The organism is Paenibacillus tabacirhizosphaerae (genome assembly GCF_040812395.1).
In the GTDB taxonomy this organism is placed as follows: domain Bacteria; phylum Bacillota; class Bacilli; order Paenibacillales; family NBRC-103111; genus Paenibacillus_E.
The window spans coordinates 256,225-282,684 of the sequence record NZ_JBFNXH010000005.1; the positions used below are offsets into that span (position 1 = coordinate 256,225).

The window sequence follows — 26,460 nt, forward strand, 5'->3', positions numbered from 1 at the left end:
CGTGATACAGATCAGCAAATATCAGATTGCCGTAATGACCGTGCTTTTTCAAATCGGAAGCACGCCGTTATTTGCCCTAGGCAGCCAAGCCAAGCAAGATTCCTGGTTGACCATGCTTGCAGCCGCTTCAGTCGGCTTGGTCCTGCTCTTCATGTATCTGTTCATCCAGAGCAGGGCTCCCGATCATGATTTGATCGGTCTGCTTCGAATCTGTTTTGGCAAATTGTTTGGCAGCTTCATGGGAGGCTGCTTTATTATTTATTTTGCTTATGAGTCCATGAGGAATTTGCGTGATTTTGGAGAAATCACGACCGTGACACTACTTTCCCAGACGCCTCAGTTTGTTATTATGTTAATTGTCATCCTATTAGCCCTTTATGCCATCGCCATGGGGATTGAAACTTTCTGCCGCGTCGTGGAAATTTTGACGCCCATCGTGATTTGCAGCTATACCATTCTCGTCATTCTCATATTGAGCTCAAAGCTAATTAGCTTCGACCGGATTAGACCTGTTCTGGAAAACGGGATCGTTCCCGTACTCAAAGCGGCGTTCCCAGACATCGTTTCATTCCCTTTCGGACAAATGGTCATCTTCTTGATGATGTGGCATTTACTCCATGACAAACAAAGGGTAAAGCGGTTTAGCATCGTCGCCTACATTAGCGTAGCCCTTTTCCTTACGATGATGAACATGATGGATGTAATGGTTCTGGGACCTACTTTAATCGGAAACAGCACCTTGCCCTTCTTGCAAACCGTTCAGCTGATTCAAGTCGGAGAGGTCTTAGAGCGCCTCGATGTTCTCGTGACACTACTCCTGTTCCTGGGCCTGTTCGTCAAAATGACGGCTTTCTACTGGGCTGCTTCTTTTGCGCTGTCCAGACTGATGGGATGGGAGAGCAAACTTCCAATTTTCGCTGTGGGGACTGTCATATTCATCACTTCTTTTCTCGAGCCTGATTACACCTATCACGTTTGGCTGGGTCTAAAAGTGAGTGTCAAGCTCTTTCCCATTTTCCAGGTACTGATTCCGCTGATGATGTTCATTGCCATTCTCATTCGCAAGATACCCGTTCAGCCAGCCCCTAAGGAAGTATAATTGAAAAAAGCTTGCCCCATAATGGGACAAGCTTTTTGAGGCGCGAAGCGAAGCTTACGCGTTTACTTTTGTTTTTGCAGCTGCTGCCAAGTCGTTGAACGCTTTCGCGTCGTTAACAGCCAGATCAGCCAAGATTTTACGGTTGATGTCGATACCAGCCAATTTCAGGCCGTGCATCAATTTGCTGTAGCTCAAGCCGTTAAGGCGCGCGCCAGCATTGATACGAGTAATCCACAGTCTGCGGAAATTACGTTTGTTTTGACGACGGTCACGGTATGCGTAAACCAAAGATTTCATTACTTGTTCTTTAGCTGTTTTAAATAAGCGGTGTTTGGAACCGAAGTAACCTTTTGCTAGTTTTAAAATTTTCTTGCGACGATGAGCGCGAACGAATCCGCCCTTGACTCTTGCCATTGTCAACTACCTCCTGGAATGTATAAATAATGTTCGAATTAAAAATTAGATGTTAGCGAGTTGTTGTTTCAGGCGTTTGAAATCGCCTTTTGCCATCACTGGATTTGTTGCAAGAACGCGTTTAGTACGTGCGGACTTATGGGACAACAAATGGTTTTTGCCTGATTTATATCTTTTCACTTTACCTGTGCCGGTAATTTTGAAACGATCTTTCAAGCTGCTGTGAGTTTTCATTTTTGGCATGTTGGTGTTCCTCCTAATTTAGTAAACTCGCCTAGGTTGTAGCTTTCGGCGTTAAGATCATAATCATGCTTCTTCCCTCAAGCTTAGGAGCGCGCTCCTGCGAGGAGATCTCAGCAGTTTCGGTAGCCAGTCGCTCAAGCACTCGGCGGCCGATTTCGGCATGGGCGATTTCACGACCACGGAAACGTACGCTTGCTTTTACTTTATCCCCTTCACCGAGGAACTTCACGGCGTTGCGAAGCTTCGTTTGGAAGTCGTGCTCATCGATTGTCGCGCTTAAGCGAATTTCTTTGATATCCACGATCTTCTGATTTTTGCGGGCTTCTTTTTCTTTCTTCTGTGTTTCATAACGGAACTTACCGTAATCCATGATGCGGCATACGGGCGGTTTCGCCGTCGGAGCGACGTTCACCAAATCCAAGTTGGCATCGAGTGCAATTTGAAGAGCTTCGCGAATCGGCGTAATACCGAGTTGTTCTCCATCCGCCCCAATCAGGCGTACTTCCTTCACGCGAATCTCGTCATTAATCATATGGTCTTTGCTAATAATGTTTCACCTCCACAAAGTATGTAAAGCTCTCTATATATCAAAAAAAGATGCGGGCGCAATGGGCCCACATCTTCATCAAGAACAGGTTCATACAAACCTATTGTACATCCAAGATGATCATTTCGGACCAGCCAACGTTTGTCGGTCAGGTGAGAAGCGGGCGCCTCTGCTTTTACTTGAAATACTATATCACTTCATTCTAGAGAAGTCAACACAACAACTTCGTAATTGACGGCTAGCCTGTTAAGCACGATTAATCACCCAGCTAGCTGGCTTGCTTTTTCATTTCATCCAAGCGAATAACACGTGTATGCTCCGTATGGCTCCATTGCTTGTTGTTTTGCGTAAAGAAGGCATAGAACGTGATCGGCGACCAAGACAGCATGAAGATCGGATAAAGGATCAGATACTTGTAAACCTTCCAAGGCGCCTTCTCGATCAGCATGGAGATCGGCAGGAGCGCAAACAGAGCAATACTTACCCCGTTGAATAGAATCGGGTTCTGATCGGCCAGCATCGGCACGCTGGACCATCCAGGAGTGATCGAACGGATCCAGAACATCACCGTTATAATCGCCCCGAAGAAAAAGTTATATACGTTAACCGAATAGATAGCCGCGTCGATTTTCGTCCAACTGCCTTCTTTAATCCCTTGCCATAAGAGCGGGAAGAAGTAACGTTTTGCTACATCGAAATGTCCCTGCATCCAGCGCAGACGCTGTTTAGCAGAGGTTTTGAACTTGAGCGGCTTCTCGTCATAGACGAAAGCCTCGTAATTGTATGTCGGGCGAATGCCGAGCTTGATGCAGCGCATCGAGAACTCCAAATCTTCAACCAAGCTGGTTGCTCCCCAGCCGATTTGTTTCAGAAGGCCTGCCTCAAAACACATACCCGTACCGCCTAAATAGTTAGCGAGTCCGAGGTTTGTACGTGGCATTTGCCAAAAACGGTTTGCAAAGTAGTACGAAATGGCATAGGAACCGGTGACCCAAGAGTCCGTTGGATTCTTGCTATCCAGATAAGCTTGAATCACTCTAGAGCCGGAGCAAAGATCATTGTTCATGTGAATCAAGTAATCTGGACTTGCCAGGTTATCGGCATCGAACATAACAACAGCGTCATACTGGCGCTCGCGCTTCCAAAGCTCCTTCAGCATCCATTCGATCGCATACCCTTTCCCTCTCAGGTTCGGGTTATGACGCTCCATTGCATATACCCCATGACTGCGGGCAATGTCAGCCGTGCTGTCTGTACAGTTATCGCAGATGACAAAAATATCATAGAGTTCTTTGGGATAGTCCAAAGTCTTCAGGTTTTCAATCAAAGCGCCTACCACCTGCTCTTCGTTGTGGGCAGCAACGAGAACCGCGAACGATTTCTGAGGGGCGAATTTTTTCTTGTTTTTAGGTCGATACCAGCCAAAAAAAGTTAAAAACAATTGATACGCGCCAACTAAAGCCAAGCCAATTTGAAAGGTAATCATAATATTGTCCAGCATGAAGCAAAAGTCCCCCTTTTTGTTTAATGCGCACGAGCTCTCTATTTGTATGCTTCTACGCAATTATGTACAGGTGAATAGCCGTTCTTGATTTTCCTCTCTTTCCCCCAATTTGTCAAAGCCTGCAAAAACCGAAAATAAGCCGCTAATTTCAGGTTTATGGGGAATGTGAAAAGAAGAGGCAGTGTGTGCTCGAAATCAGATCGTTACAGTCCTGTTTTCATCGTTTTTCATTTTATTGTGCACCAAAAGTTCACCATTTAGACGAACTAACGTGGTACCGGGATAATTATAATGCACATGAACTGGAAAAAACAACATTTGCGTAAACATCCCGTTTATCGAATCATTCGCTTGATATCTGTGCGTAAGCTGCTTGCAGTTTTTGCAACAAGGAGCTCTTCATAGCTCGCATACAGCTCCATAAAAATTTGATCCCACGATTGGCGCAAAGCGTATTCTCTGCCTGCATGGGCAAGTGAACGACGAAATTCGGAAGATTCAAACAACCTTTTGACGGCATCGACAAAAGCCGGTACATCTCCCGGCGCACATAGCAAGCCTGTCGCTTCGTGTTCGATCGTGTCGTTCACGCCTCCGGCTGCCGCCCCTATGACGGCTGTTCCTGAGGCCATAGATTCCAAGACCACATTACCGAATGTCTCCGTTGCCGATGGAAAAATGAAAATATCCGCCGCCGCATAGAGATCGGCAAGCTGCTTGCCTCCAACAAATCCTGTAAATGTAATCCAATCGCACTCTCCATAACATTCGCGCAGCGAAGCTGCAGACGGTCCGTCACCAGCAATAAGGAGATGGCTTTGCGTGCGAATTTCTTCCGGCAAAGCCGCGAATGTTTCTATAGCGGTCTCCACACTTTTCTCTGGCGCTAATCTGCCGACATAAAGCAAGACGAACTTGGAAGGGTCTACCCCTCGCGAGGACAGCACTTCATTCCGGTCGACATCCGGATGAAACCGCTTTGCATCCACGCCGCGGCTCCATATCTCCAAATTGCTCAGCCCTTTGGCTTTCAGATGCTGCAGCGTGGACTCTGAAGGGACATAGACTCTTTGGCAGCTCTGATGAAACCATTGCATATACTTCCAGAGAGTCGGTTCTACCCATGGGATCTTGTAGTGGCTTAAGTATTGGTCGAAATGGGTATGATACGATGCCACAAATGGCACATCATGTTTGCGAGCATAGTAAAGACCGAAAAGTCCTAGGTTAAATGGCGTCGCGCAATGGATGAGGGTAGGCTTAAAGGCATGGAGCGATTTGCGAATATACAGAGGATTCGGGATAGCAAGCCGGCATTCGGGATACAATAAAAAGGGAATACTGTAAAAGCGCTCCACACGAAACGGATCCTGGTCTTCCTCCGTCATGCTCGCAGGGGCAAACACCTTGCATTCCACACCTTTGGATTCTAAATATCGCGTCCACCTTCCCAGCGTTTTGGCCACGCCATTCACATCCGGAAGGAACGTATCTGTAAATAAGGCAATCCTCATTCCATCAGCCCCCTTACCTTATAATCCCATATTCCCCCTCATGCTAGCATGAGATTGTTAACGTCAGATCATAGGAAAGTAAAATCGGACTTTCTAAAAATTTGTTATAGCGTTAATGTTCTTTTAATAAATTGTATCTACAATGAATATAGAAAGACCAAACCTATGGTTGCGACGCGCATTTTCCTTAAGGAAACAATTGAACCTGATTACGACGCTAATTTTCCCTTAGGAAAATTTCAAAGGAGGCTGTTACTCATGAGCAGAGTCGTCCACTGGCTTCAGCATCATGAAACAAAAATGTTCTGCTTTGTGAATCAACGGATACAGCATTCATTCCTCGATCACCTTTTTTCTAAACTGACACACGTAGGCGGAGCTACGGTAACGATCGCGATCTCCCTATGCTTCGCATTATTCGGTCAAGGCGCCATGCGCACCGCCGGTATTCAAGCCCTAATCGCACTGACGGTCAGTCATATTCCTGTGGCCATCATTAAAAAGAAGTATCCGCGCTTACGGCCTTATCTCGTGCTTCCGCAAACGATTATTTGTAAAAACCCGCTAACCGATCATTCCTTTCCGTCTGGACATACAACTGCAATTTTCTCCATCATGATTCCTTTCGTCGCAGCAATGCCGATTCTTGGACTTATCCTTATTCCAATTGCTCTTATCGTTGGCGTTTCACGCATTTACTTAGGACTGCATTATCCTTCCGACTGCCTGGCAGGCTGTCTCATCGGTACGACTGCAGCTTTGGCAACAGTAGCCATCTGGGGGTAACCATCATGAACGTCCCATCCATCAAGAAACGAGTTCTTATTTTATCCGAAGGGTTCGGTGCCGGTCATACGCAGGCCGCCCATGCCTTGTCGGTTTCTTTGGAACAACGCTGCCCGGATATTGAAACCAGAGTGCTTGAACTTGGCGCTTTCCTGCATCCGACGTTGGCGCCGTGGATTTTCCATGCCTATAAGAAAACGGTCATTTCACAGCCTAAATTATACGGAAAGCTCTATAGATCCCAGTACAAGAAGTCACTCAATCGTTTAACACAGATGGCCTTGCATCGTATTTTCTATGCGCAGACTGCCGCAATCATTCATCAATGGGCGCCGCAGGCAATCGTCTGTACGCATCCTTTTCCCAATGTGGTCGTCTCCAGACTGAAAAGAGCGGGTCTCGAAACACCCCTCTGCACGGTTATAACGGACTATGATGCTCATGGCACCTGGGTGAGCGGTGAAGTCAATAAGTATTTGGTCTCAACGGAAGATGTCAAAAATAAGCTGCTTGGCCGGGGCATCGCGGCTGCACAAGTCGAAATAACCGGAATCCCGGTGCATCCCAGCTTTCGTCAAGTCCATGATAAATCAAAAATTCGACAAGAATTCCAGTTAAAACCGATGCCGACTGTGCTCATTATGGGAGGAGGTTGGGGTTTGATTGGAGGAGACTCACTTAGCGAGCATCTGGCGGAGTGGCGGGAAAAAATTCAATTCTTGTTCTGCTTGGGCAGTAATGAGAAGGCTCTAACCAAACTTTCTACAGACTCTCGCTATCAACACCCGAATGTAAAGTTGCTTGGATTCACGCATGAAATTGGCAAGCTTATGGAAGTTTCCGATCTGTTGGTTACGAAACCGGGCGGCATGACTTGCTCAGAAGGATTGGCCAAATCAATTCCGATGCTGTTCTACGATCCAATTCCAGGGCAGGAAGAAGAGAATTTGCACTATTTTACCGTGCAGGGCTTCGGGGAACCCATTCGCTCCTCGGTCACCATCGAAAATTGGCTGTCCATGCTGGTGGACCGCTATGCCGATGTAGAAGCCAAACGCGCTACGATCTCCCGCAAAATAAGAGCTCTGCCTTCAACGGATTGTTCGAATGTCATTTTGCAGCTGCTGAGATAACGTTTTTGAACGATGTTTGACAAAAACCACACACTTACTATACATTCAAACAAGTTAAGCACTTAACTACTTAGACGGTGGTGATAAAATGAAAGACCTTCAAGATTACGTCACTGAGTTGCCGCTGCATACGCTGGCTTTCTTTACCTTAGTCGAAACAACGGCAAATTTGGTCGATGTCTCGGAAAAATACTGGCAATCAAAAGGGCTGAATGGCGCCAGAGTACGAATTTTAGTGGAAATTATGAAAGAAGGCGGAACTGTGCTGCCATCGATGCTCGCGAAGAAAATCGGCGTTACCAAACCGAATATTAGTCTTTTACTTACTCCTTTAGAAAATGAAGGCTTCATTCGTCGGGCAAGCCATCCCAGAGACGGCAGAAAAACAGTGATTTCCATAACGGGTGAGGGCCAAAGCCTATTGTTGAAATATTTACCTGAAAATCGGGAAGGAATCGCGGAAAAAATGAGCGTTTTGGAAGAGCAGGAATTGAAACAGCTCCTTCTTTTACTAAATAAACTGCGAAGGGCATAGACGTTTTTTTGTTCGTATAGTTAAGCGCTTAACTATACTAGAATTTAACTGATGGAAGGTTGATGATAGATGCCAATCGTCATTACAGGGGCTACCGGAAAATTAGGGCGGTTAATTATCAAACAATTGCTTCGAAAAATTTCTCCTGATGAAATCATTGCTTGTGTTCGCGATCTCGAAAAAGGGGTTTATTTCCAGTTCGAATACCGATGATACGATCCGTTTCACTCACTCATTTGCACAGAGCAACAGAGCATGGCATTCTGACAACCGGAATTCCGCATACTTTCCTTAGAAATGCTTTATATACCGATTTTGTCGGTGTTCTTGGCCTGGACACAGCCCTAGCAACAGGTGAACTGCGTACTTACCCTGGCGATTGGAAATTCAATACGGTGACGCGTCATGATCTCGCAATTGCCATCGCAGCAGTTCTAGCCGGATCGGGTCATCTCAATAGGCCAGTCACTTTCCGCCAAGATCCTCAAATCCACAATTGGATTTACGGGTTTTTAAGCCAAATTGATACATCCTCGACCTCGGCAGATTTGGAGACATTAATCGAAGGGCCCGCTACTACGCTGAAAGATAGCTTGAGGGCTTTTATCACGATATGAAAACAAAACAAAGACCAATCCACCAACGGTAGACATGGTCTTTGTTTTTAAGCACGTTCTTTAGTCAAGTTGTCGAGATGCGCAGCAAGCGCTTCTTCACCCACAACGACTTCACAACGGTGAATGTTCATGCCTTGTCCGGCAAATTTAGTTTCATATTCAGTCATTACATGATCCGGATGAATGCCGTCCACATGCAAATTCAATGAAATATTACGCATTCTTAGGCCCATATCGGCAAAAGAGTTCAATGAAAACTCAAATAACGATTGCGAATCGGTTTTCAGGTGAATCTCCCCTTGACGATTCAGGATTTGTTTATATTTCTCCACAAAACCATAATGCGTCAATCGTCTGCGCGCATGCTTCTTTTTCGGCCACGGATCACTGAAATTCAAATAAATGCGTTCCAGTTCACCCTCAGCAAACGCTTCCTCAATCTGCTCGATATTAAAGAGCATGAGCTTCAAATTCGGAATAGCCGCGCTATCTTCTTCGATTTCGTGTGCGATTTTGGCTTTTTCGCTCGCTTTACGAATTAATTCATCATACATATCGACGCCAATAAAGTTGACATCCGGATATTTACGGCTCATTTCGCTAATGAAACGCCCTTTACCCATCCCGAGCTCAGCGTGAATTGGATTGTTATTCCCAAATAATTCAGCCCACTTGCCCTTGTAATCCCGTGCATTTAAGACGACCAGTTCCTTCTGCCGCTCAATATCTTCGCGAATCCCTTTTCTTCCGCGTAAACGCATCTATATGTGCCTCCTAAACGTTTATCCAAGCTTTCGAATACAAATCATAGACGATTCCCAGGAAAAAATCAAAAGAAATTACTTAAAAACAAGAAAAGCCTGAGGCTGTGCCTCAGGTTCTTGTCTAAACCCATACGTCCAGGCATGGGGAGGGAATTGGGAATGGGGTTCCGACCGTTTCTTGAAATCGTGTTTCTTTGAATTGATTTAGCGGTAATAACACGATTTCAAATACGGACGCTATCGCTTCTCCACCCCATACCCATCCCCTCTGTTCAACTCTGTGCTGTCTTCCACTTCTCTTTTAACTAATCTGTCTTATCTTCCATTCGGTATTCCTATCCATGAACACCCCTATAAGAGTAAGATTCCGGGTTTATTTCGCTTTCGCAAGCTTCGCAAGAAAACTTGTGACAGCCGCCATGCGGCGGCGTACAGCGCGCGCCCGAAGAGGTACTGCCGGACCGCCTATTCCCCAAGCACAGCCAGCAATTTCGACGGAACTACAAAGCCTTATTCCACGGTAGGGTCCCTTTTCTCCCCCTGAAGTGGAACTAGAGTACGTTAAATGAGCGAAAATGTGCCTACAACCCAGCATTTCCTGCTCATAACGCACGGTAGTTCCGCGAGACATCCCTGCAACTGAAAATACCGCCTCATAACGCACCTACGTTCCGCTCACCCGTGCAAAAAGGCGATCTCTCGCAGATCGAGGCGGTATTTCAATACGCCAAACCGCGGTGCCACTTCCGGATCTTCTACGTCCATCCTCTCAAATGATCGTACCACACGATGCGTGCGGAATCTCGGATTTAACCATTCTGTCAAGAAGAAACGCCTTCCAGATTCGGAAGACGTCTATTCTTCTGCTTATTTGTAGTCTTCTGATCTACTTCTATTATTCCCTCGTAGACCTGCAAGCCCAAGAAGACCAACGAGCCCCAGCCATCCCCAATTCATAGACCTCGTGCCAGTAGCTGTTGTCGCATAGGCTCGATAGGAAGAAGTATCATAATTCCCGTCGTGCTTTTTGATGGTTGGCCCCGTTGTGCTCATCCGATCTAGCATATTATTGCTGTAGCTCTTGATTTGCTCTTTTACCGTCGTTCCTGTTGTTCCGGGCGTAGCGCTTGGATAAGCACTTGCTCCAGGGGCAGGGCTAGGATAGGCGCTCGTTCCATTGTAATAGTTTCCGGTGTAAGTGCCTGGATTCGTCGCACTGTAGCCCGTTCCTACCGTTGCATCGTAATTGCTCCCCGTATACGTCGTTGGTGTCGTAGTCCCTACTCCCAAGGTTCCTGTTCCGCTTATGCCATTGTTCGACGATACGGTGCTTGTTGTTCCTGTGTAGCCATTCATTGCTGAGGTTCCGCTTGACGTGCTGGCCGTATTTGCATGTGCACCAACTGCGCCAAGGCTGAGCGCCGTAGTCAAAGCAACTGCTAACGTTACAGTACGAAGCTTTCTCATTGAAGAAATCCCCTCTCACACTTGTAGTGGTGATGCAACGTTATAATGCTCCACCAAGCCGACTTCTATCGGGGAACTTGTTGGAAAGGCAGGGGTCGCTTTCATGCCTGATTTTCGCTACAATAGTTTAGGAAAGGAGCTCGACTCAAAATGCCTACTTTAATTCAGGAATCCCCACTGTTATGGGGGGATAAACGTTTCCATACATGGAATTACGAAATGCGCGAAGTATTCGGCGAAAAAGTGTTTAAAGTTATGCTGGACGCTGGATTTACCTGCCCGAATCGGGACGGCAGCATCGCAACCGGAGGCTGCACCTTCTGCAGCGCGCGGGGATCTGGAGATTTCGCCGGAAGCCGCCGCGACGATCTTGTAACACAGTTTAACAAGATCCGCGACCTCCAGCACCAGAAATGGCCTGAAGCCAAATATATCGGCTATTTCCAGGCTTATACCAACACTTATGCGCCCGTAGAAGAATTGCGGGAGTATTATGAGGTCATTTTACAGCAGCCTGGCGTTGTTGGTTTATCCATTGCGACTAGACCGGATTGCTTGCCTGACGATGTTATTGAATATTTAGCTGAGCTAAATCAACGCACCTACCTGTGGGTTGAAATGGGACTTCAAACAGTTCACGAATCCACTTCGCAGCTCATTAACCGCGCACATGATACACAATGTTATTTGGATGCGGTTGCCAAGCTCAGAAAGCATAATATCCGCACCTGCGCACACATTATTTACGGATTGCCAGGAGAGACGCATGACATGATGCTGGACACCGGAAAAGCGGTTGCTCAAATGGATGTTCAAGGCATCAAAATTCATTTGCTTCATTTAATGCGCAAAACGCCTATGGTCAAGCAGTACGAAGCCGGTCTTCTGCAATTCCTTGAAAAGGATGCGTATGTCAACCTCGTCATCGACACATTAGAAATATTGCCTCCTGAAATGATCGTTCACCGTCTTACCGGCGATGCGCCGCGCGACCTGCTGATCGGTCCCATGTGGAGCCTGAAAAAGTGGGAAGTGTTAAATGCCTTCGATGCCGAGCTGAAACGCAGGGATTCCTGGCAGGGTAAGTTATGGACAGGACGGAAGGCTTGATCTAACAAAGCGAAACCTATTTATGATGGGGGCCATTAGCGCATGGGGTTTGTTTCTGTACTGAGCTTTGCTCATCAATTAATTAGCCAGCGGGCTCAGCCTGGCGATACAGTCGTCGATGCCACGCTAGGCAATGGAGTCGACGCCTTGTTCTTGGCCAAGCTCGTCGGCCGGCGCGGCCGCGTGTACGGCTTCGATATCCAGCAGCAAGCGCTGGATCAAACAGAGATGCGTCTTCGGAAGGAGCTTCCGGACGCATCTTCTTCTGTTCACATGAGCTTGTGCAGCCACGAGCTCATGGAAACCGCAGTGCCGCAGGACCGGCATGGCAAAGTAGCCGCCGTCTCTTTCAATCTCGGCTATTTGCCCGGCGCCGACCCGCATACGATCACCAAGCAGGAATCAACGATTCCTGCTTTGGAAGCTTCCCTCCGCTTGCTGCGCAAAGGCGGCGTGCTTACCATCGTGCTGTACAGCGGGCACGATGGCGGGCAGCAGGAAGCTGACGCCGTGGAACAGTGGACGCGCCAGCTTCCTCTTGCAGCCTTTCAGGTACTGCGCTATCAGTTCGCTAACACAAACCAGCAAGCGCCCTATCTGTTAGCAGTAGAAAAAAGATAGGTGCATGATATAATGAGAAGGGCTTGTACTAGCTAAATTTTACAGAAGTATAATAGGGAGAGGGAGAGAATAATGAAATCATACCCGTTACAATTTCAACCCGAAATGAAAGAACGCGTCTGGGGAGGCAGAGCCCTCGAAAAGTTCGGTTTTCAGCTGCCGGAAGGCGCTATCGGCGAAGGCTGGATGATCGGCGATCATCCCAATGGCACAACCAAAGTCATTAACGGCGAATTGGCAGGACTTGGATTAGATGAAATCCGTGAAAAGTACGGCAGTACCCTGTTCGGTTCCAAAGGCTTTTCCGAAAAAAACGGACGCTTCCCGCTGCTCATAAAGCTGCTGGATTGCGAAGACGATCTGTCGGTTCAAGTACATCCGAACGACCACTATAAGAATTTGGCCGCTGGCGAGCTTGGCAAAACCGAAATGTGGTACATCCTTGATGCAAAGCCTGGGGCTAAAATTATATACGGCATGCAGGAAGGCGTAACTCGCGAGAGTCTCGCGCAGGCGATTGCCGAGAATCGTATCATGGACTGCTTGCAGGAAGTCCCCGTAGAAGCTGGAGATTCCTTCTACATTCCAGCGGGAACTGTCCACGCATTGGGTGCTGGCGTTCTTGTCGCCGAAATCCAACAAAACTCCGATACAACCTACCGGTTGTACGATTACAATCGTCCGGGACTCGATGGCAAGCTCCGCGAGCTGCACATTGAGGACTCTTTGAACGTTATCGCTTACGAAGGCTCTGGCTCCACTTTCATGAAAACAGACCTGGACGAAGCCGGCAAATGGCTGACACTTGCGCAATCTCCCTTTTTCACAGTGGAAAAAGGCCTCGTAGGCCCGAAATGGGAACTGAAAACGTCCCCTGAAAGCTTCGTTATTCTTGTAATAGCAGAAGGTACAGGAACACTCGAATGGACTGACGGAACCATTTCTACGAAGCCCGGCGACTGCTTCCTCCTGCCTGCCAATCTTGGCAGCTATTCACTGGAAGGCAGCATGACTGTGATTCGCAGCTATTTGCCATAAAGCTTAACGACCGCGCGGTTGTCCGATTGATGCAGGGACTGGTATTCCCCACAGAGCGCCTGCGAAAACTTCGGCTCGCGTTCTGTATATAATAGAATAGTTCTCATTAGGAACCTTCATTCCGCTTGAATAGTGGTTATGAAGGTTCTTTGTGTATTTATGGATCTCAGCCACTTGTGTGTTTGGGAGGCCCGTCCAAACCTGTACGCGCTGCGCAAAGAAGGACTGGGGTTGCCAATCCAAATGCTCCGCTCCCCCGAAACCTTTAAAGCAAAAAAAGAGGCTCATCCTCTCGCCATCTATACAAGATGCGAGAGGACAACCCCCGTTGTAATCGCTAATTTTCTTCAGACAAGCTGCTTTCCTTCAAAATTACGTCATGCGCTCCGCCTTCAACCAGGCTCGTTGCAGAAACAAGCGTGATCCTCGCGTTCCGTTTCAGCTCTTCGATACTCAAGGAACCGCAGTTGCACATCGTGGATTTGATTTTGCCAAGCGTCTTATCCAGATTCTCCTGCAAGCTTCCCGCGTATGGCACGTAAGAATCTACGCCTTCCTCGAATAGGAGCTTGCTCTTGCCGCCTGTATCATAGCGCTGCCAGTTGCGTGCCCGGTTCGAGCCTTCGCCCCAGTACTCTTTCACGAAGTTGTTCCCCACACGCAGCTTTCTTGTCGGGCTTTCATCAAAGCGAGCAAAATATCTGCCCAGCATGACAAAATCGGCACCCATCGCCAGAGCGAGTGTTACATGGTAGTCGTGAACAATACCACCATCAGAGCAAATGGGGATGTAGGTTCCTGTTTCTTTAAAATATTGGTCCCGCGCTTCCACTACCTCCATGATGGAGGATGCTTGCCCGCGGCCGATCCCTTTTTGTTCCCTGGTGATACAAATCGAACCTCCGCCAATCCCTACTTTCACGAAATCAGCACCCGACTCTACCAAATACAGGAAACCTTCACGATCGACAACGTTACCCGCTCCGATTTTCACATCGAAATTTGCTTTCACGTACTGAACCGTTTCACGCTGCCACTCGCTGTATCCGTCCGAAGAATCGATAACGAGCACGTCCACGCCCGCTTCGACAAGCGCTGGCACTCTCTCCTTGTAATCCTTCGTATTGATGCCCGCTCCAACGATATAGCTTTTCTTCGCATCCAGCAGCTCATTCGGATTTTTCTTATTCTCATCGTAATCTTTGCGGAAAACGAGATTTTCCAAGTTCTGTTGCTCATTTACAATTGGCAAGCAATTCAGCTTATGCTCCCAAATTAAATTGTTCGCTTCAGGAAGCGTGATGCCTGATTTGCCATATACGAGTTTCTCAAACGGCGTCATAAAAAGACGGATTGGGCGATCAAGCGAATCTCTGCTGATCCGGTAGTCGCGTCCCGTCACAATGCCAAGCAGCTTCCCATTCGCCGTACCGTCATCCGTGATGGCTACCGTAGAGTGACCTGTTTGCTTCTTCAATTCAAGCACATCGCTTAGCGTATGATCAGGCGTTAGATTCGAACGGCTAACCACAAAGCCAGCCTTATAGCCTTTGACCTTCCGGATCATTTCCGCTTCTTCTTCAATCGATTGGGAGCCGAAAATAAAAGAAATACCTCCAGCTCGTGCTAATGCAATCGCCATACCATCGTCAGATACGGCCTGCATGACAGCGGAGGAAAAAGGGATGTTCAAAGAAATTGGCGGTTCCTCGCCCTTGTTAAACTTGACTAACGGTGTCTTCAATGTGACGTTTGCTGGCGTACAGTCCTTCGTCGTTAAATTAGGAATTAACAGAAATTCACTGAACGTCCGGGATGGTTCTAAGTAATACGTGGCCACTTCAAATTTCCTCCTCTTCGATTTTCTTTCTGCGGGTAAATTTTTTCAATCTTATCACTGAACCTCCAGTGAGGTCAATGGATATTTTTTGAAAGTAGCAAAAAGCTGCCATCTCTGGCAGCATTCGTGTACGAGATTGGATTTCTTGACTTCGAAGTTTGCATGAACGCTTCTTCCTTCTTCCGGTGGCTAAATATGAAGCCCGCCTCAAGGATGGGGGAATCACTTGTGATCGTCCAGAAAACTCCAAACGTCGAAGGCTCCATTTATTAACGGGAAATTACGATGCTAATTTCTTCGATTGGGTGCGTATTCCGTCACATAACTGGAAAACCTCCCGTAACTGGGGTCAAATTGTCGACAAATCCAATTTTGTTGCTATTCTAGATGGAGAATTTCCAGCTAATTGTACGCCTCATCCTTCTGAAGGCGATTTAGATGGAGATTTTCCGCTTCTTGGCGGCTTTGCGCACAGCGCAAGGTGCGCAAGGGATGCCTGACATCTTCTACGTCCATCCTGTCAAATGTTCGCACCACACGATGCGTGCGGAATCTCACCGCTCTGCGAGCTCGTCACACGCATTCCTGGCACAAAAAGAGCGCCTAACGGGCGCTCTCTCATCTGGAAAAGCTGCGCACTACATGGACAACCGCAGCTATTCATTGTCTTTCAGCAATAGCCGTTGCGTTACAGCGGCTTTTTGCCCTCATTTTCAAGGAGCGGCTCGCGTTCCGTATCCTCTACAATGCTGCGGGTAGAGTTGCGGAACTCGCGAAGCGTGTCCCCGAAGGCCCGCCCCAACTGCGGCAGCTTGGAAGGGCCGAACACGATTAATGCAATAGCCAGTATCAACACTAAACCAGAAACACCAATATTGTTGAACATGTCATTTATCCTCTTCTCTTCGTGCGTAATGGTCGTCAGCTGTTCGCGGGACTGTTCTGCATGGATCGCCATTGCCAACCTGCAACCATTACGCTAATTTCAAACAATAGAATTAAAGGCACTGTGACTGATAGATGCGAGAGCATATCGGGGGGCGAGATGCAAGAGCCAGTAATCGCTAAGCCAACGTAGGCGTATTTCCTCGTTACTTTCAAGCGCCCAGGGGTCAGCAGGCCAATTCTTGTTAGGAAAAGCACGACGACAGGCAGTTCGAAAGCAATGGCCATTGGAAACACCACCTCGAACAAAAACGAAAAATAGCGGTCGATCCCATATGTTTCCGCTGCGCCAACCGATCGATTCATGCGCATCATAAAGCGGACCATCATCGGGAATACCACCCAATAACTGAAGGAGGCTCCAATGAGAAACAAGGCAAAAGAAACAGGTATGTAAGGCAGCGTGCTTTTCGCCTCGGAATCGGTAAGGCCTGGGCGGACGAACGCCCATACTTGGTAGAGCAGCAGCGGAACGGTGAACAAGATGGCAACGAGGAGCGCACACTTCATATAGATCATCAGCCCATCCGTGAACGAGAACACGTTCCACGCTACTTCCCCGACCAACGGCTGCGATTTCATATACCGAAGGATACCGGGCGAAATATATAGCCCTCCGCTAAACGTCACCACAAACCATGCGAACACGATGAGCAGCCGTTTGCGAACCTCGGTTAGATGAAAGATCCAATCTTCCTGTTCCATCCCTTCACCTCACTAAACAAAATCCTCTGCCTGGCCGGAATCAAACAACAATTCCGCCTTGCTTCAAGTATTTCTGAATGCCTTCTGCCGCCCGGTAAGCAAGCGCCCCGACTGTCGCTGTAGGATTATAACCGCTATTGTGCGCAAAGGCTGACGCTCCAATGACGAACACATTTTCAGCATCCCACATTTGTAAGTAGGAATTAACCGCTGAGGTTGAAGGATCTGCCCCCATGATAACGCCGCCCGTATTGTGCGTAGATTGATAAGGAACAATATTGTAAGGTCCCAGTTGATCTGACGAACCGATGGACGTAGGCTTCATTTCCTTCATAATTTCGGCGGCTTTAGCAGCCACGAACTTGATCATCTGGCGGTCTTGCTCCTCAAAATCAAAGGTGACACGCGGCAGCGGCAGCCCATAAACGTCTTTGTATGTGGGATCCAAGTCCACATAATGATGCTTCCAAGGCAAGCTGCTGCCTTGCGGTGAAACTGCCAGCACGCTATTCGCATATTTCAGCGATTTCTGCTTAAAATCTTTCCCCCATCCAGGCGTCCCCGCCGGAACGGAGTTCGTGCCAATCGGACGTTGCCCTGTCTGTGAAATGCGTAATCCTGCGCCATGAAGGAAGCTCAGATTGCTATGGTCGAAATTGTCTCCGTTGAAATCTGGAATTTCCATTCCCAGGGACCCTGCCCCTGCGTATAGATTGAATTCTTTATCATCAAAAAAACCGGCGGCTGAGCCCCCATTGGTCTGGTAACAATAGTTTTTTCCGATGACGCCTGCGCCGCTTGCCGGATCGTAAGGCTTGCCCAATTTCGAAGTCAGCAGGAGCTTGATGTTATTGAACACATAGCTTGCCATAATGACCACATCGGCCGGCTGCTCGAACTGCTCGCCTGTAACCGTGTTGACATAGACAACGCCGCTAGCCTTCTTGCCGTCATTCAAAATTTGAATCACGTTCGAATAGGTTCGCAGCTCAAAGTTGCCTGATTTTTGTGCAATAGGCAGCACTGTGACTACGGCATCCGCCTTCGCCCCATATTCGCAACCGAAGCGTTCACAATAACCGCAGTACTGACAAGGTGCCCTTGTGATCCCGTCCGGATTCGTATATTGCTCTGACAGATTTGCCGAAGGCATCATATAGGGGTGATAACCCAGCTTTTTCGTCGCATCCTCAAACAGCTTCAAGACTGGCGTTTTCACCATCGGCTTGGTTGGGAACGGGCTCGACCGCTTGCCTACCATCGGGTTTTGATCCGGATCCCCTGAAATGCCCGCCATCTTTTCAAATTTGTCGAAGTACGGCTCTAATTGATCGTAGGTAATTCCCCAATCCTGAATGGTCATGCCATCGGGAATTTTCTGCTTTCCATATCTTTCGACGGTTTTGCTGTAAATTTCAAAATCGTAAGGAAGGAAACGATAGGTTTGCCCGTTCCAGTGTATGCTTGATCCGCCCAGTCCCTCTCCGAGCAGGAAGGAGCCGTGTTCACGCATCGGTACCGCCGTCATTTTCTCCGTATTGCGGAACGTCACCGTTTCCTTCGATAGATCCTGCATAAGATCCAGCCGCTGAGCGTAACGAAGCTCATCATGCACCATAAAATAATCCTGCGTGCCGCGCGGCTTCCCGCGTTCCAATCCAACCACCTTAACCCCTTGCTTCGTCAACTCCGCGGCAATGATGCCCCCGACCCATCCCACGCCAACAATCACAACTGGAACTTTCGGCAATTTTGTAGCCATGCGCTCTTTCCTTCCTCATCTTGTGTTAGTCGCTAATGTGCAAAATGATCATGTAAACTGCGCGGCTCCATGACCACGAATTGATCCTTATCCATAATACTTGCGTAGGTCATCTGATTGCCTGGATATTTCCGCATCTTCCAACCCTGCATGTTCTTATTTCCTCCATAAACAGGATCGCTGTAGATGCCTTCCATCGTCATCCTGCGAAGCAGATTAAAAAATGTTTTGCCTGTTATGCCGTTAATGACCATAATTTCGCCTTTTTCCAAAGAAGTCAGAATCGCGTCTTTCTCCTCGGGCGCCAGCTCGATAAACGATTTCGAATATTTGTTTTTGCTTGCATCTTCCATGCTTTGCAGCCCCATGGTGAACAACTCATGACGCGTGATGCTCGGGTAGTCGCCTTGCGTCGGTTCCGCTTTTAAAAAGGGGCCCATACGGTATTCACGGGAATTCACGCCCCAAGGGCTTGCCATTTGATGATCGATGTAAAAAGCGACGCCTAACTCCGCAGCACCAGGCCCGCTATCATCTTTGGGAAAAATGCGGTCAGCTGCGGCTTCCGTTAACTGAAGCTGCGCCTGATTGAAGAACATTGGCGCTTGATTATAATCTGCTGCCGGTGCCGTCTGAGCAGCTGGCGATGGCGCAGGCGTTGTTTCTTTTTTCTTAAATCCTCCCGATAGCGCGCTGCCGACTACGCCCCCCACCACGACGCCGCCGATGGCAGTCCCGGTATATTTCAGAAAGCTGCGCCGTGAGCCGTCGGGTGCATTTCCCTTGATTGGATCAGCCAATTCTCATTCCTCCTTGGAATTTTTGCCTATAAATTGGTTGTTATGGATATCATGAACGATGGCCCCAATTATTATTCATCCTGTTGCATGAAAAATTGCAAAGCCGGGAAATGTAGTGACAGAAACCGATTATGATCATAAGGAGAATATGCAGATGAACAAAACATTTCTATGCCTCTCTCTGTTGCTCGCTGTCTCTCTGTCTGCCTGTGGGAAGAGCAATACAACACCGTCTCCCTCGGCTTCAGGCACGCCTGCGGCAACTAGCAGCGGGGCAGCATCCAAAGCGGATGCGCAAACCGTCTTCAAAGCCAACTGCGTGAGCTGTCACGGAGCTAATCTAGAGGGTTTAGTGGGACCGAGTCTGCAAAAAGTCGGAGGCAAGCTGTCCAAAGATCAGATTGCCTCGCTCATCACGAACGGGAAAGGCGCAATGCCGAGCTTCAAAGGAAAGCTTACGGATGACGAAATCACTTCTGTCGCGACTTGGCTCGCCGACAAGAAGTAAAGACATGCAAAAAAGCTTCGCTCTCCATACCCAGAGAGCGAAGCTTTTTTATGTTGCCGCCACTTGGTGAAGCGGCATCGTATAGTAGCTCGCCGGGAGCTGCGCGTCCGGCGGGAAGTGCACGACAAGCAGCTGCGGGCTGCTTGGGTCGATCTCCCCGCTTTGCAGATACGTCTGCAAAGCGAACGGCAGCACCTCAAGCATAACATGCTTGTGGAGATCTTTTTCACTGATGCGGAGACGCGCGAAGTCTCCGTCTACAAGCTCTGGCTGCTCGGCTAGCAGCCTCAGGTAATGGGACTGCCGGGATTTATCCAGCGTGAAGTCCCACCAGATTTTGCGTGGCTTATATTTATGGCCCAGGAAATAGTCCAGCTTCATGAGCCCTTCAATGACGTGCATGTCTTTCGTCCCTCTATACAATAGGAAGTCACGCAGCCGGGTGAACAAATCTTCAAGCTGATGACCTATCTTCTGCCAACCTCGCTCTTCCCAGTAGTCGCCGAAGTCCTGGAAGAAATCGAACGCTGAGGCAAACTCATGAGCGATCAAATACTTAACCGTGTGATCCATGCGGTGAGCGTTCCAATACTTCTCCAGCACATCCTCAACGCGTTTGATGCGAATCAAATCCGTGAATGGCAGGATGTCGTTGCCGAGAATTTCGTATGGCGCATGATCCATATAGACATAGCCATATTTATGGGCATCGGCCCGCATCCCCGTGCCGCGCAGCATTTTGAGGAATCCGAGCTGAAGCTCTTCAGGCCCCAATTCGAAAACGTCATTGAACGTCTTGCGGAAAGAATGATAGTCCTCTTCCGGCAAGCCGGCAATCAAATCGAGATGTTGGTCGATTTTCAAGCTATCTTTCACCTTGGACACCGTGCGGCTCAGCTTGAAGAAATTCTGCCTGCGCTGAACGAGATCATTCGTTGTGTCATTGGTCGACTGGACCCCGATCTCGAAGCGGAATGTGCCCGGCGGCGCATTTTCTGCTAAGTAGTCCAACACCTCAGGACGCATGATATCGGCTGTAATTTCAAACTGAAACACAGTTCCGCGATGATTCGCGATCAGGAATTCGAAGATTTCCATCGCATAATCACGCTTAATATTAAACGTCCGATCGACGAATTTAATCAGCTTTGCGCCGGAGTCAATCAGATACAGAATATCATCTTTTGTTCGTTCGATATCGAAATACCGCACGCCCACCTCAATACTGGAGAGGCAGAATTGACAGGAAAACGGGCAACCGCGGCTCGTTTCGAAATACACGACACGATTCGCCAGACTAGGCAGGTCTTCCGCGAATCTGTGCGGAGACGGAATATCGTCCAGCTTAAGCTTCGGCCTGCCCGGCATCAGCACAACTTCCTCGCTTTTGCGGTAAGCCAGCCCATAGACAAAGTGATACTTGCGCGTCGTCGAAATCTCCGTCAGGAGTTGATGGAAGGTCTCTTCCCCTTCGCCCATCACGATGAAATCGACCTCCGGAATCCGATCCATCCAGTAGTCGGTATCATACGAAACCTCAGGGCCGCCGAGTACGATGAGGATTTCAGGCCTGATTTTTTTGATCATTTTTATAATATGAATGGTTTCCTCAATGTTCCAAATGTAACAGGAAAAGCCCAGCACGTCCGGTGCCTTTTGATAAAGGTCCGAGACAATATTCATGGCCGGGTCTTTGATCGTATATTCAGCAATCTCCACATCAAAATCCTTCTCACAGAACGCTTTTAAATAGCGTAGGGCCAAGGAGGTGTGGATGAATTTCGCATTAAGCGTGGTTACAAGCACTTTCATCTTAGAAAAACCTCGTTCTCTTCTCGTTTGTAGTCCTACCTATTCTACACGAAAAACGAGGAAATACAAAGGGAACTCCTGCCGATACCGGTTAGAGAACCGGATCATCATCAAGATGGGGAGCTTCATAAGGAAACTGCAAATAGGAAGCTTCTTGAATCGCATTCTTCCAGCGTTCCGCTTGCGCATACAGCTGTTCCTCGACCTCTTGAATTCTCATCTGCAGGTCCCCTGGACTGTCGGATCCTCCGCTATGCAGCGCTTTCTGGAGAGAGGAACGCTCTTCGAACCATTGTGTAAGCTGATACAGCAGCATATGGAAATTCCCGCCTTTTTCTCTTCATTCTGGTCTCATCTGTCAGTGTGCCCGGTGGGCATGCAAACATACGTCATGCCTGCTTGTAGCAGGAAGGCGAATAAACAAAAACATTGACATTAGAACATGTGTTCGATATTATGGATTTAGGTAATTTTTGTAAATCAGGAGGGAATACGACGTGAAAAGAATGCCGTCAAACTATGGGGACGATACCAGTGCCTCTTGTGTCGTTGCCGGGGATTTCATATTCCTGGCTCATCATGCCGGGGGGCACGAGTCCAGCGATATTGTTTATCAAATGGAGGCCAGCTTCCTAAGTATGCAAGAAACGTTAGCATCCGTTGGAGCATCGTTAGAGGATCTTGTCCAAATCAATTTATATCTGAAGCATATCGAGGATTTCGCAGCTGCCAAGGATGTCTTTCCTGCCTATTTCAAACAAGGCGGATTTCCGGCCAGAATGACAACCACCACGCAATTCGTATCTCCATCATGCCTTTGCATGCTCGATGGGGTTGCTTACAAGAAAGCGAACACCGCGTAAAAAGAGTTACTGAAAATCCTCTTGTCGTGGTATATTGAAAGCGAACAGGAGGGCTTCATCATGCAAAAGAAACCAAGTAAAAATTTCCATAACCAACCAAAGGGTAATCCAGCTGCTAACAATCGCGTCTATACGGTTAATGAACCGTTAGAGTTGCTGCCTTTTTTAATAAATACGCTTTCCGGCTTGGGCCGTAATTCCATTAAATCCACCCTTGCCCGCGGACAAGTATCGGTAAATGGCAAAGTCGTGACCGCCTATAATTATCAACTGCAAACAGGCCAGTCTGTAACCATAAGCAAAGATAAAATCGTCGAAGAGATCCCGTTCGTCGGAGTAGCCATCCTTCATGAGGATGAAGACGTTATTGTGATTAAAAAGGATGCCGGGCTTTTGTCCATTGCCACGAATACGCAAGAGAATGAATTGACCGCGTACCGGCAGCTCACCGCGCATGTTCGCAGTCATGATCCGAAGAGCCGAATTTTCGTCGTCCATCGACTGGACCGTGATACCTCTGGCGTTATGATGTTTGCCAAGAGTGAAAAGGTTCAGCAGCATTTGCAGAACAGTTGGCAGGATTCTGTAACCGAGCGCACGTATGTGGCTCTTGTTGAAGGCTCTGTTAGGAAACCCGCAGGCACCATTACATCATGGCTCAAAGAAAATCCGAAATCGCTCAAAGTCTATTCCAGTCCGTATCCGAACGACGGTCAGAAGGCCATCACTCACTATAAAACGCTTCAATCTGATCGGAACTTCTCCCTCTTGGAAGTCAATCTCGAAACCGGACGTAAGAATCAAATTCGCGTTCATATGCAGGAAATCGGACACCCTGTCGTCGGCGATAAAAAGTATGGATCCAAAACGAAAGAGCTTAACCGCCTTGGCCTGCACGCGCGTGTTTTAGCTTTTACCCATCCCACATCCGGTCAATCCATGCGATTTGAAACGGATATTCCGAAAGCCTTTTTGAGGGCCTTTCGAAGTGACGCGCCCCACCAAAGATAAGGCGAGAGGATAGCAATTACTCTGCCTATTGCAAAAAAATAGCCACCCAGCGGCACAGAAATCGCTAGGTGGCTTCTTTGTTATTTCAGCAGTGCCGCGTAGTCCAGCTGCGGCACCAGCCCTTCTTGCGCAGCCCGCTGCAGCAAGGTCGTGACGGCACCATAGCCGCTCTCGCCCAGGTTCGCGGTGAATTCATTCACGTACAGGTCGATGTGCGCTTGCGCGACCTTCGGGTCCATCTCCTGCGCGTGCTGCATCACGTATTCGCGCGATGCTTCCGGATGCGCCCACGCGTACTCCACGGAAGCGCGAGCCCAACCAGCGATCGCTTCCAGATCAAGCGATCGACGGGCAATGATAGCGCCCAGCGGAATTGGCAGCCCAGTGTCGGACTCCCACCAATTCCCCAGGTCGGTCATCAGCGACAAGCCATACGACGGATAGGTAAAACGTGCCTCATGAATGACGAGACCGGCATCGATATGCCCGTCGCGTACGGCGGGCATGATTTCGTGGAACGGCATGACCACGATTTCGCCGACACCGCCTGGCACATGTTGTGCCGCCCATAGACGGAACAGCAAATAGGCGGTCGAACGGTCACTTGGTACAGCAACCCGGCGTCCAGTTAACTGGGCCGGGTCTGCTCCGTTTGCACCGCCCTTCGTCAGAACCAACGGTCCGCAGCCTCTTCCAAGCGCTCCTCCGCAAGGCAAGAGCGCATAGTCCTGCAGCACCCATGGCAAGGCAGCATAAGAGATTTTCAGCACTTCTGGCCCGGTGCCTTCAGCCGCCAAGCGATTCGTGATATCAATATCGGCGTATAGAATATCCAGCTTCGGGGCGCCGGGAATAAATCCATGTGCCCATGCATGGAAAACGAAGGTATCGTTTGGACATGGAGAATAAGCGATTTTCAAATTAGAGCACCTCCGCCAGGACTGAACTTGCTGCTTCTAGAGCCTTCAATGCATCGCCGATCCGCCACGCGTCCCGGTCGCGCGGTCCAACCGCGTTCGAGATGGCGCGGATTTCCAGAATCGGCACGCCGCGCCGCTGCGCTGCGCTCGCAATGCCGAAGCCTTCCATGGCTTCGGCAGCCGCTCCCGGTACGCGAGCAGCCAGCTCTGCGGCCGTAGCAGCCGTACCCGTAGCTGTCGCCACGGTGAGCACAGGCCCCGCTTGCGTTCGCAGCCCCTTGGCTTGCAGCGCTGCTGTCAAGCGCGCCGCCAAATCGGCGTCGACTTCGACGCGCACCTGGCCGAAGCCCATCGCCTCCAGGCTGCTGAAGCCGTCAAGCATCTGCACGCCAAGATCAGCGGCGACAATCTCGCTCGCCACCACGAGCGAGCCGACTTCCGCCCGCCCTGCGAATCCTCCGGCGATGCCGGCGATGACGACCAAATCGAAGTTATCCGCAGCTAGCGTGGTCGCTGCGCTAACGGCTGCAGCTACGAGGCCAACGCCCGCTAATGCCGCTTCGAACCGGCTGTCGCCCCCGAGTCCGCGCAGAACGGCGTCTCTTTCGGCTTCGACGGCTGTCATAATAAGTACACGCATGATGCAGTTCTCCTTTTATAAGCATGATTCCACTATGAACTATTTTACCTTACCAAAGTTCAAATAGGAAACTTGAGAGAATCGATCGATGCCTTGCTTGCCATTACTTGAGGATTAGCGCCCATCACTTCGTTCGAGAGGAAACCAACCGGGAATATCCAGAATAAATGCCCATAACGCATCGGGGATTACCAATTTATTTTGATCCTTATCAGTTAAAGTTGTTTGAATATCTTCCTCGCTGCCATGCTCAATGAGCTTGATCCAGTCTGGTTCCACAATGAGTTCACGTGCTAATGCAATAAGCGGAATTCCTGTCTGCAAAGCTCTGATGGCATCCTCTGGCGTGCGTATAAGTCCAACTCCAATGATCGGGATCTGACGACCTACACGTTCTTGAATGATCTCTAGACGAGATCTGGAATCTTCGATACCGCGTCTTGGAACAGACCAGAAGTCATTCAATGAAAGATGTAAATAATCAAGCCCTCGATTCGCAAGAGTTTCTATAAAAGCAAGCGTGTCCGCCATTGTAATCCCCAGCGTCTCAGGCTCTTCCGGCGAAATACGGTATCCGACTAGAAAGGGGGCCTTCGCATGCTCCCGAACAACCCGCTTCACCACGTCGATGATCTCCAGCGCAAACAGCATTCGTTTCTCCAACGTTCCCCCCCAACGATCGCTGCGTCTATTCGTATGCGCCGAGAAAAACTGTTGAATGAGGCATCCATTCGCCCCATGTAATTCAATGCCATCGAATCCTGCTTCAATCGCGCGTCGAGTTGCTTCGCCGAAAGCATGAATGATCTCAACAATCTCTACGTCCGTCAACTCTTGGGTGATCTTGCTCTCCTCTTCATCCTCTGGAATCGTGCTGACTACACGCACAATATCGCCATTAGGCGGGACCGATTTGCGACCTCCATGAAAAATCTGAAGAACCGCTTTGGCGCCTTGCTCCTGAATAACAGTTGAAAGTCGCTTTAAACCGGAAATCATTTCATCGCGATGCACGCCAGCCGAGCCAGACAATCCGCCACTAGGCATGATCCATGTGCCCGCCGTAATAACTATGCTTACACCATTCGCGCGTCGCTTATAGTAAGTCAGTTCCGTCTCTGAAGTAGATCCATCTGGATGTGAGGCGCCATGCGTCATGGGGGCCATAATGATTCGGTTTTTCAATTGCACAAGGTTCGGTAAAAGGAACTTTTCAAACATAGGCTGATACTGATCCTTCATAGGAACATCTCCTTTGACAT

General features: G+C 48.7%; 30 protein-coding genes. 12 read left to right on the forward strand and 18 right to left on the reverse strand.

Translation table 11 applies throughout. The annotated features are described in order from the left end of the window. The first annotated feature begins 1 nt into the window (after position 1). Positions 2-1,099, forward strand: a complete 1,098-nt coding sequence (locus ABRS97_RS11775; RefSeq protein ID WP_367814026.1) for a GerAB/ArcD/ProY family transporter — start codon at positions 2-4, stop codon at positions 1,097-1,099. Between the two features lie 54 nt (positions 1,100-1,153). Here ABRS97_RS11775 and rplT read toward each other — a convergent pair whose 3' ends face one another. The 5 genes from rplT to ABRS97_RS11800 form a co-directional block, all read right to left on the reverse strand. Beyond that, entirely contained in the window at positions 1,154-1,513 is a 360-nt protein-coding gene (gene rplT / locus ABRS97_RS11780) for a 50S ribosomal protein L20 (protein WP_367814028.1), read from the reverse strand. 45 nt (positions 1,514-1,558) lie between these two features. Continuing rightward, a complete protein-coding gene (rpmI, locus tag ABRS97_RS11785; RefSeq protein ID WP_367814030.1) occupies positions 1,559-1,756 on the reverse strand; it encodes a 50S ribosomal protein L35 in 198 nt (65 codons plus the stop codon). 31 nt (positions 1,757-1,787) lie between these two features. Next, positions 1,788-2,288 carry a translation initiation factor IF-3 gene (gene infC / locus ABRS97_RS11790; RefSeq protein WP_367814032.1) on the reverse strand — a complete coding sequence of 167 codons (501 nt, stop codon included), beginning with the start codon at positions 2,286-2,288 and terminating at the stop codon, positions 1,788-1,790. A gap of 283 nt (positions 2,289-2,571) precedes the next feature. Further along, complete coding sequence (locus ABRS97_RS11795) at positions 2,572-3,804, reverse strand: glycosyltransferase family 2 protein (RefSeq protein WP_367814034.1); 1,233 nt, start codon at positions 3,802-3,804, stop codon at positions 2,572-2,574. Positions 3,805-4,142: 338 nt separating this feature from the next. Continuing rightward, positions 4,143-5,321: a glycosyltransferase family 4 protein gene (locus ABRS97_RS11800; RefSeq protein ID WP_367814036.1), complete on the reverse strand. Its 1,179-nt coding sequence runs from the start codon at positions 5,319-5,321 to the stop codon at positions 4,143-4,145. 258 nt (positions 5,322-5,579) lie between these two features. Here ABRS97_RS11800 and ABRS97_RS11805 point away from each other — a divergent pair, with 258 nt between their 5' ends. The 5 genes from ABRS97_RS11805 (at position 5,580) to ABRS97_RS11825 (ending at position 8,392) form a co-directional block, all read left to right on the forward strand. Further along, on the forward strand, positions 5,580-6,107 hold the full coding sequence (locus ABRS97_RS11805; RefSeq protein WP_367814038.1) for a phosphatase PAP2 family protein: 528 nt from the start codon (positions 5,580-5,582) through the stop codon (positions 6,105-6,107). A gap of 5 nt (positions 6,108-6,112) precedes the next feature. Beyond that, on the forward strand, positions 6,113-7,240 hold the full coding sequence (locus ABRS97_RS11810; RefSeq protein ID WP_367814040.1) for an MGDG synthase family glycosyltransferase: 1,128 nt from the start codon (positions 6,113-6,115) through the stop codon (positions 7,238-7,240). A gap of 88 nt (positions 7,241-7,328) precedes the next feature. Further along, positions 7,329-7,775, forward strand: coding sequence for a MarR family winged helix-turn-helix transcriptional regulator (locus ABRS97_RS11815; RefSeq protein ID WP_367814042.1), 447 nt, complete (start codon positions 7,329-7,331; stop codon positions 7,773-7,775). 69 nt (positions 7,776-7,844) lie between these two features. Beyond that, positions 7,845-7,988 (forward strand): SDR family oxidoreductase, encoded by a 144-nt coding sequence (locus tag ABRS97_RS11820; protein ID WP_367814044.1) that lies wholly within the window; start codon positions 7,845-7,847, stop codon positions 7,986-7,988. Next, positions 7,985-8,392, forward strand: a complete 408-nt coding sequence (locus tag ABRS97_RS11825) for a Rossmann-fold NAD(P)-binding domain-containing protein (protein WP_367814046.1) — start codon at positions 7,985-7,987, stop codon at positions 8,390-8,392. The genes ABRS97_RS11820 and ABRS97_RS11825 overlap by 4 nt, the downstream gene beginning before the upstream one ends. Positions 8,393-8,439: 47 nt before the next feature. On the opposite strand, the gene trmB is transcribed toward ABRS97_RS11825, so the two are convergent. The 3 genes from trmB to ABRS97_RS11840 all read right to left on the reverse strand — a co-directional run bounded on the left by trmB (position 8,440) and on the right by ABRS97_RS11840 (position 10,623). Beyond that, complete coding sequence (gene trmB, locus ABRS97_RS11830) at positions 8,440-9,153, reverse strand: tRNA (guanosine(46)-N7)-methyltransferase TrmB (protein ID WP_367814047.1); 714 nt, start codon at positions 9,151-9,153, stop codon at positions 8,440-8,442. 678 nt (positions 9,154-9,831) lie between these two features. Further along, positions 9,832-9,981: a hypothetical protein gene (locus tag ABRS97_RS11835; RefSeq protein WP_367814049.1), complete on the reverse strand. Its 150-nt coding sequence runs from the start codon at positions 9,979-9,981 to the stop codon at positions 9,832-9,834. A 42-nt stretch (positions 9,982-10,023) separates the two neighbouring features. Beyond that, positions 10,024-10,623 (reverse strand): WGxxGxxG-CTERM domain-containing protein, encoded by a 600-nt coding sequence (locus ABRS97_RS11840; protein ID WP_367814051.1) that lies wholly within the window; start codon positions 10,621-10,623, stop codon positions 10,024-10,026. A gap of 150 nt (positions 10,624-10,773) precedes the next feature. Here ABRS97_RS11840 and mnmL point away from each other — a divergent pair, with 150 nt between their 5' ends. The 3 genes from mnmL to ABRS97_RS11855 all read left to right on the forward strand — a co-directional run bounded on the left by mnmL (position 10,774) and on the right by ABRS97_RS11855 (position 13,392). Then, the gene (mnmL, locus tag ABRS97_RS11845) at positions 10,774-11,733 is read left to right on the forward strand and encodes a tRNA modification radical SAM protein MnmL/YtqA (RefSeq protein WP_367814053.1); all 960 of its coding nucleotides are present in this window, start codon (positions 10,774-10,776) and stop codon (positions 11,731-11,733) included. Between the two features lie 42 nt (positions 11,734-11,775). Next, positions 11,776-12,354: a tRNA 5-(aminomethyl)-2-thiouridylate-methyltransferase MnmM gene (gene mnmM, locus ABRS97_RS11850; protein ID WP_367814055.1), complete on the forward strand. Its 579-nt coding sequence runs from the start codon at positions 11,776-11,778 to the stop codon at positions 12,352-12,354. A 72-nt stretch (positions 12,355-12,426) separates the two neighbouring features. Continuing rightward, positions 12,427-13,392, forward strand: coding sequence for a type I phosphomannose isomerase catalytic subunit (locus ABRS97_RS11855; RefSeq protein WP_367814056.1), 966 nt, complete (start codon positions 12,427-12,429; stop codon positions 13,390-13,392). Positions 13,393-13,729: 337 nt separating this feature from the next. On the opposite strand, the gene ABRS97_RS11860 is transcribed toward ABRS97_RS11855, so the two are convergent. From ABRS97_RS11860 to ABRS97_RS11880, 5 genes are all read right to left on the reverse strand, one after another. Then, positions 13,730-15,232, reverse strand: a complete 1,503-nt coding sequence (locus ABRS97_RS11860) for an IMP dehydrogenase (RefSeq protein WP_367814057.1) — start codon at positions 15,230-15,232, stop codon at positions 13,730-13,732. Between the two features lie 688 nt (positions 15,233-15,920). Then, positions 15,921-16,118: a twin-arginine translocase TatA/TatE family subunit gene (locus tag ABRS97_RS11865; RefSeq protein ID WP_367814058.1), complete on the reverse strand. Its 198-nt coding sequence runs from the start codon at positions 16,116-16,118 to the stop codon at positions 15,921-15,923. A gap of 35 nt (positions 16,119-16,153) precedes the next feature. Next, complete coding sequence (gene tatC, locus ABRS97_RS11870; protein WP_367814060.1) at positions 16,154-16,882, reverse strand: twin-arginine translocase subunit TatC; 729 nt, start codon at positions 16,880-16,882, stop codon at positions 16,154-16,156. Between the two features lie 40 nt (positions 16,883-16,922). Further along, entirely contained in the window at positions 16,923-18,644 is a 1,722-nt protein-coding gene (locus ABRS97_RS11875; RefSeq protein WP_367814062.1) for a GMC family oxidoreductase, read from the reverse strand. Positions 18,645-18,676: 32 nt separating this feature from the next. Beyond that, on the reverse strand, positions 18,677-19,444 hold the full coding sequence (locus ABRS97_RS11880) for a gluconate 2-dehydrogenase subunit 3 family protein (RefSeq protein WP_367814063.1): 768 nt from the start codon (positions 19,442-19,444) through the stop codon (positions 18,677-18,679). A 154-nt stretch (positions 19,445-19,598) separates the two neighbouring features. On the opposite strand from ABRS97_RS11880, the gene ABRS97_RS11885 reads away from it, so the two are divergent. Further along, positions 19,599-19,952, forward strand: a complete 354-nt coding sequence (locus ABRS97_RS11885) for a c-type cytochrome (protein ID WP_367814065.1) — start codon at positions 19,599-19,601, stop codon at positions 19,950-19,952. Between the two features lie 48 nt (positions 19,953-20,000). Here the strand turns inward: ABRS97_RS11885 and ABRS97_RS11890 are convergent, their stop codons facing one another. Together ABRS97_RS11890 and ABRS97_RS11895 are read right to left on the reverse strand one after the other, a co-directional pair. Beyond that, positions 20,001-21,764 (reverse strand): B12-binding domain-containing radical SAM protein, encoded by a 1,764-nt coding sequence (locus ABRS97_RS11890; protein ID WP_367814066.1) that lies wholly within the window; start codon positions 21,762-21,764, stop codon positions 20,001-20,003. A gap of 91 nt (positions 21,765-21,855) precedes the next feature. Next, positions 21,856-22,080, reverse strand: coding sequence for a hypothetical protein (locus ABRS97_RS11895; protein ID WP_367814068.1), 225 nt, complete (start codon positions 22,078-22,080; stop codon positions 21,856-21,858). A 190-nt stretch (positions 22,081-22,270) separates the two neighbouring features. On the opposite strand from ABRS97_RS11895, the gene ABRS97_RS11900 reads away from it, so the two are divergent. Both ABRS97_RS11900 and ABRS97_RS11905 read left to right on the forward strand, forming a co-directional pair. Beyond that, the gene (locus ABRS97_RS11900) at positions 22,271-22,627 is read left to right on the forward strand and encodes a RidA family protein (RefSeq protein WP_367814291.1); all 357 of its coding nucleotides are present in this window, start codon (positions 22,271-22,273) and stop codon (positions 22,625-22,627) included. A 60-nt stretch (positions 22,628-22,687) separates the two neighbouring features. Next, a complete protein-coding gene (locus ABRS97_RS11905) occupies positions 22,688-23,638 on the forward strand; it encodes an RluA family pseudouridine synthase (protein ID WP_367814070.1) in 951 nt (316 codons plus the stop codon). A gap of 80 nt (positions 23,639-23,718) precedes the next feature. On the opposite strand, the gene ABRS97_RS11910 is transcribed toward ABRS97_RS11905, so the two are convergent. From ABRS97_RS11910 to ABRS97_RS11920, 3 genes are all read right to left on the reverse strand, one after another. Further along, entirely contained in the window at positions 23,719-24,558 is an 840-nt protein-coding gene (locus ABRS97_RS11910; protein WP_367814072.1) for a 1,4-dihydroxy-6-naphtoate synthase, read from the reverse strand. Between the two features lies 1 nt (position 24,559). Further along, a complete protein-coding gene (locus ABRS97_RS11915; RefSeq protein ID WP_367814074.1) occupies positions 24,560-25,198 on the reverse strand; it encodes a futalosine hydrolase in 639 nt (212 codons plus the stop codon). 114 nt (positions 25,199-25,312) lie between these two features. Further along, on the reverse strand, positions 25,313-26,440 hold the full coding sequence (locus ABRS97_RS11920) for an NADH-dependent flavin oxidoreductase (RefSeq protein ID WP_367814075.1): 1,128 nt from the start codon (positions 26,438-26,440) through the stop codon (positions 25,313-25,315). Between the last annotated feature and the right edge of the window lie 20 nt (positions 26,441-26,460).

Coding starts and splice junctions, on each gene's coding strand:
- ABRS97_RS11825 (WP_367814046.1), top strand. CDS start 7,985: ATGATACGATCCGTTTCACTCACTCATTTGCACAGAGCAACAGAGCAT.
- ABRS97_RS11805 (WP_367814038.1), top strand. CDS start 5,580: ATGAGCAGAGTCGTCCACTGGCTTCAGCATCATGAAACAAAAATGTTC.
- rplT (WP_367814028.1), bottom strand. CDS start 1,513: ATGGCAAGAGTCAAGGGCGGATTCGTTCGCGCTCATCGTCGCAAGAAA.
- ABRS97_RS11810 (WP_367814040.1), top strand. CDS start 6,113: ATGAACGTCCCATCCATCAAGAAACGAGTTCTTATTTTATCCGAAGGG.
- ABRS97_RS11820 (WP_367814044.1), top strand. CDS start 7,845: ATGCCAATCGTCATTACAGGGGCTACCGGAAAATTAGGGCGGTTAATT.
- ABRS97_RS11885 (WP_367814065.1), top strand. CDS start 19,599: ATGAACAAAACATTTCTATGCCTCTCTCTGTTGCTCGCTGTCTCTCTG.
- ABRS97_RS11915 (WP_367814074.1), bottom strand. CDS start 25,198: ATGCGTGTACTTATTATGACAGCCGTCGAAGCCGAAAGAGACGCCGTT.
- trmB (WP_367814047.1), bottom strand. CDS start 9,153: ATGCGTTTACGCGGAAGAAAAGGGATTCGCGAAGATATTGAGCGGCAG.
- ABRS97_RS11815 (WP_367814042.1), top strand. CDS start 7,329: ATGAAAGACCTTCAAGATTACGTCACTGAGTTGCCGCTGCATACGCTG.
- tatC (WP_367814060.1), bottom strand. CDS start 16,882: ATGGAACAGGAAGATTGGATCTTTCATCTAACCGAGGTTCGCAAACGG.
- mnmL (WP_367814053.1), top strand. CDS start 10,774: ATGCCTACTTTAATTCAGGAATCCCCACTGTTATGGGGGGATAAACGT.
- ABRS97_RS11800 (WP_367814036.1), bottom strand. CDS start 5,321: ATGAGGATTGCCTTATTTACAGATACGTTCCTTCCGGATGTGAATGGC.
- ABRS97_RS11920 (WP_367814075.1), bottom strand. CDS start 26,440: ATGAAGGATCAGTATCAGCCTATGTTTGAAAAGTTCCTTTTACCGAAC.
- mnmM (WP_367814055.1), top strand. CDS start 11,776: ATGGGGTTTGTTTCTGTACTGAGCTTTGCTCATCAATTAATTAGCCAG.
- ABRS97_RS11890 (WP_367814066.1), bottom strand. CDS start 21,764: ATGAAAGTGCTTGTAACCACGCTTAATGCGAAATTCATCCACACCTCC.
- ABRS97_RS11840 (WP_367814051.1), bottom strand. CDS start 10,623: ATGAGAAAGCTTCGTACTGTAACGTTAGCAGTTGCTTTGACTACGGCG.
- ABRS97_RS11795 (WP_367814034.1), bottom strand. CDS start 3,804: ATGCTGGACAATATTATGATTACCTTTCAAATTGGCTTGGCTTTAGTT.
- ABRS97_RS11905 (WP_367814070.1), top strand. CDS start 22,688: ATGCAAAAGAAACCAAGTAAAAATTTCCATAACCAACCAAAGGGTAAT.
- infC (WP_367814032.1), bottom strand. CDS start 2,288: ATGATTAATGACGAGATTCGCGTGAAGGAAGTACGCCTGATTGGGGCG.
- ABRS97_RS11875 (WP_367814062.1), bottom strand. CDS start 18,644: ATGGCTACAAAATTGCCGAAAGTTCCAGTTGTGATTGTTGGCGTGGGA.
- ABRS97_RS11900 (WP_367814291.1), top strand. CDS start 22,271: ATGCCGTCAAACTATGGGGACGATACCAGTGCCTCTTGTGTCGTTGCC.
- rpmI (WP_367814030.1), bottom strand. CDS start 1,756: ATGCCAAAAATGAAAACTCACAGCAGCTTGAAAGATCGTTTCAAAATT.
- ABRS97_RS11865 (WP_367814058.1), bottom strand. CDS start 16,118: ATGTTCAACAATATTGGTGTTTCTGGTTTAGTGTTGATACTGGCTATT.
- ABRS97_RS11855 (WP_367814056.1), top strand. CDS start 12,427: ATGAAATCATACCCGTTACAATTTCAACCCGAAATGAAAGAACGCGTC.
- ABRS97_RS11895 (WP_367814068.1), bottom strand. CDS start 22,080: ATGCTGCTGTATCAGCTTACACAATGGTTCGAAGAGCGTTCCTCTCTC.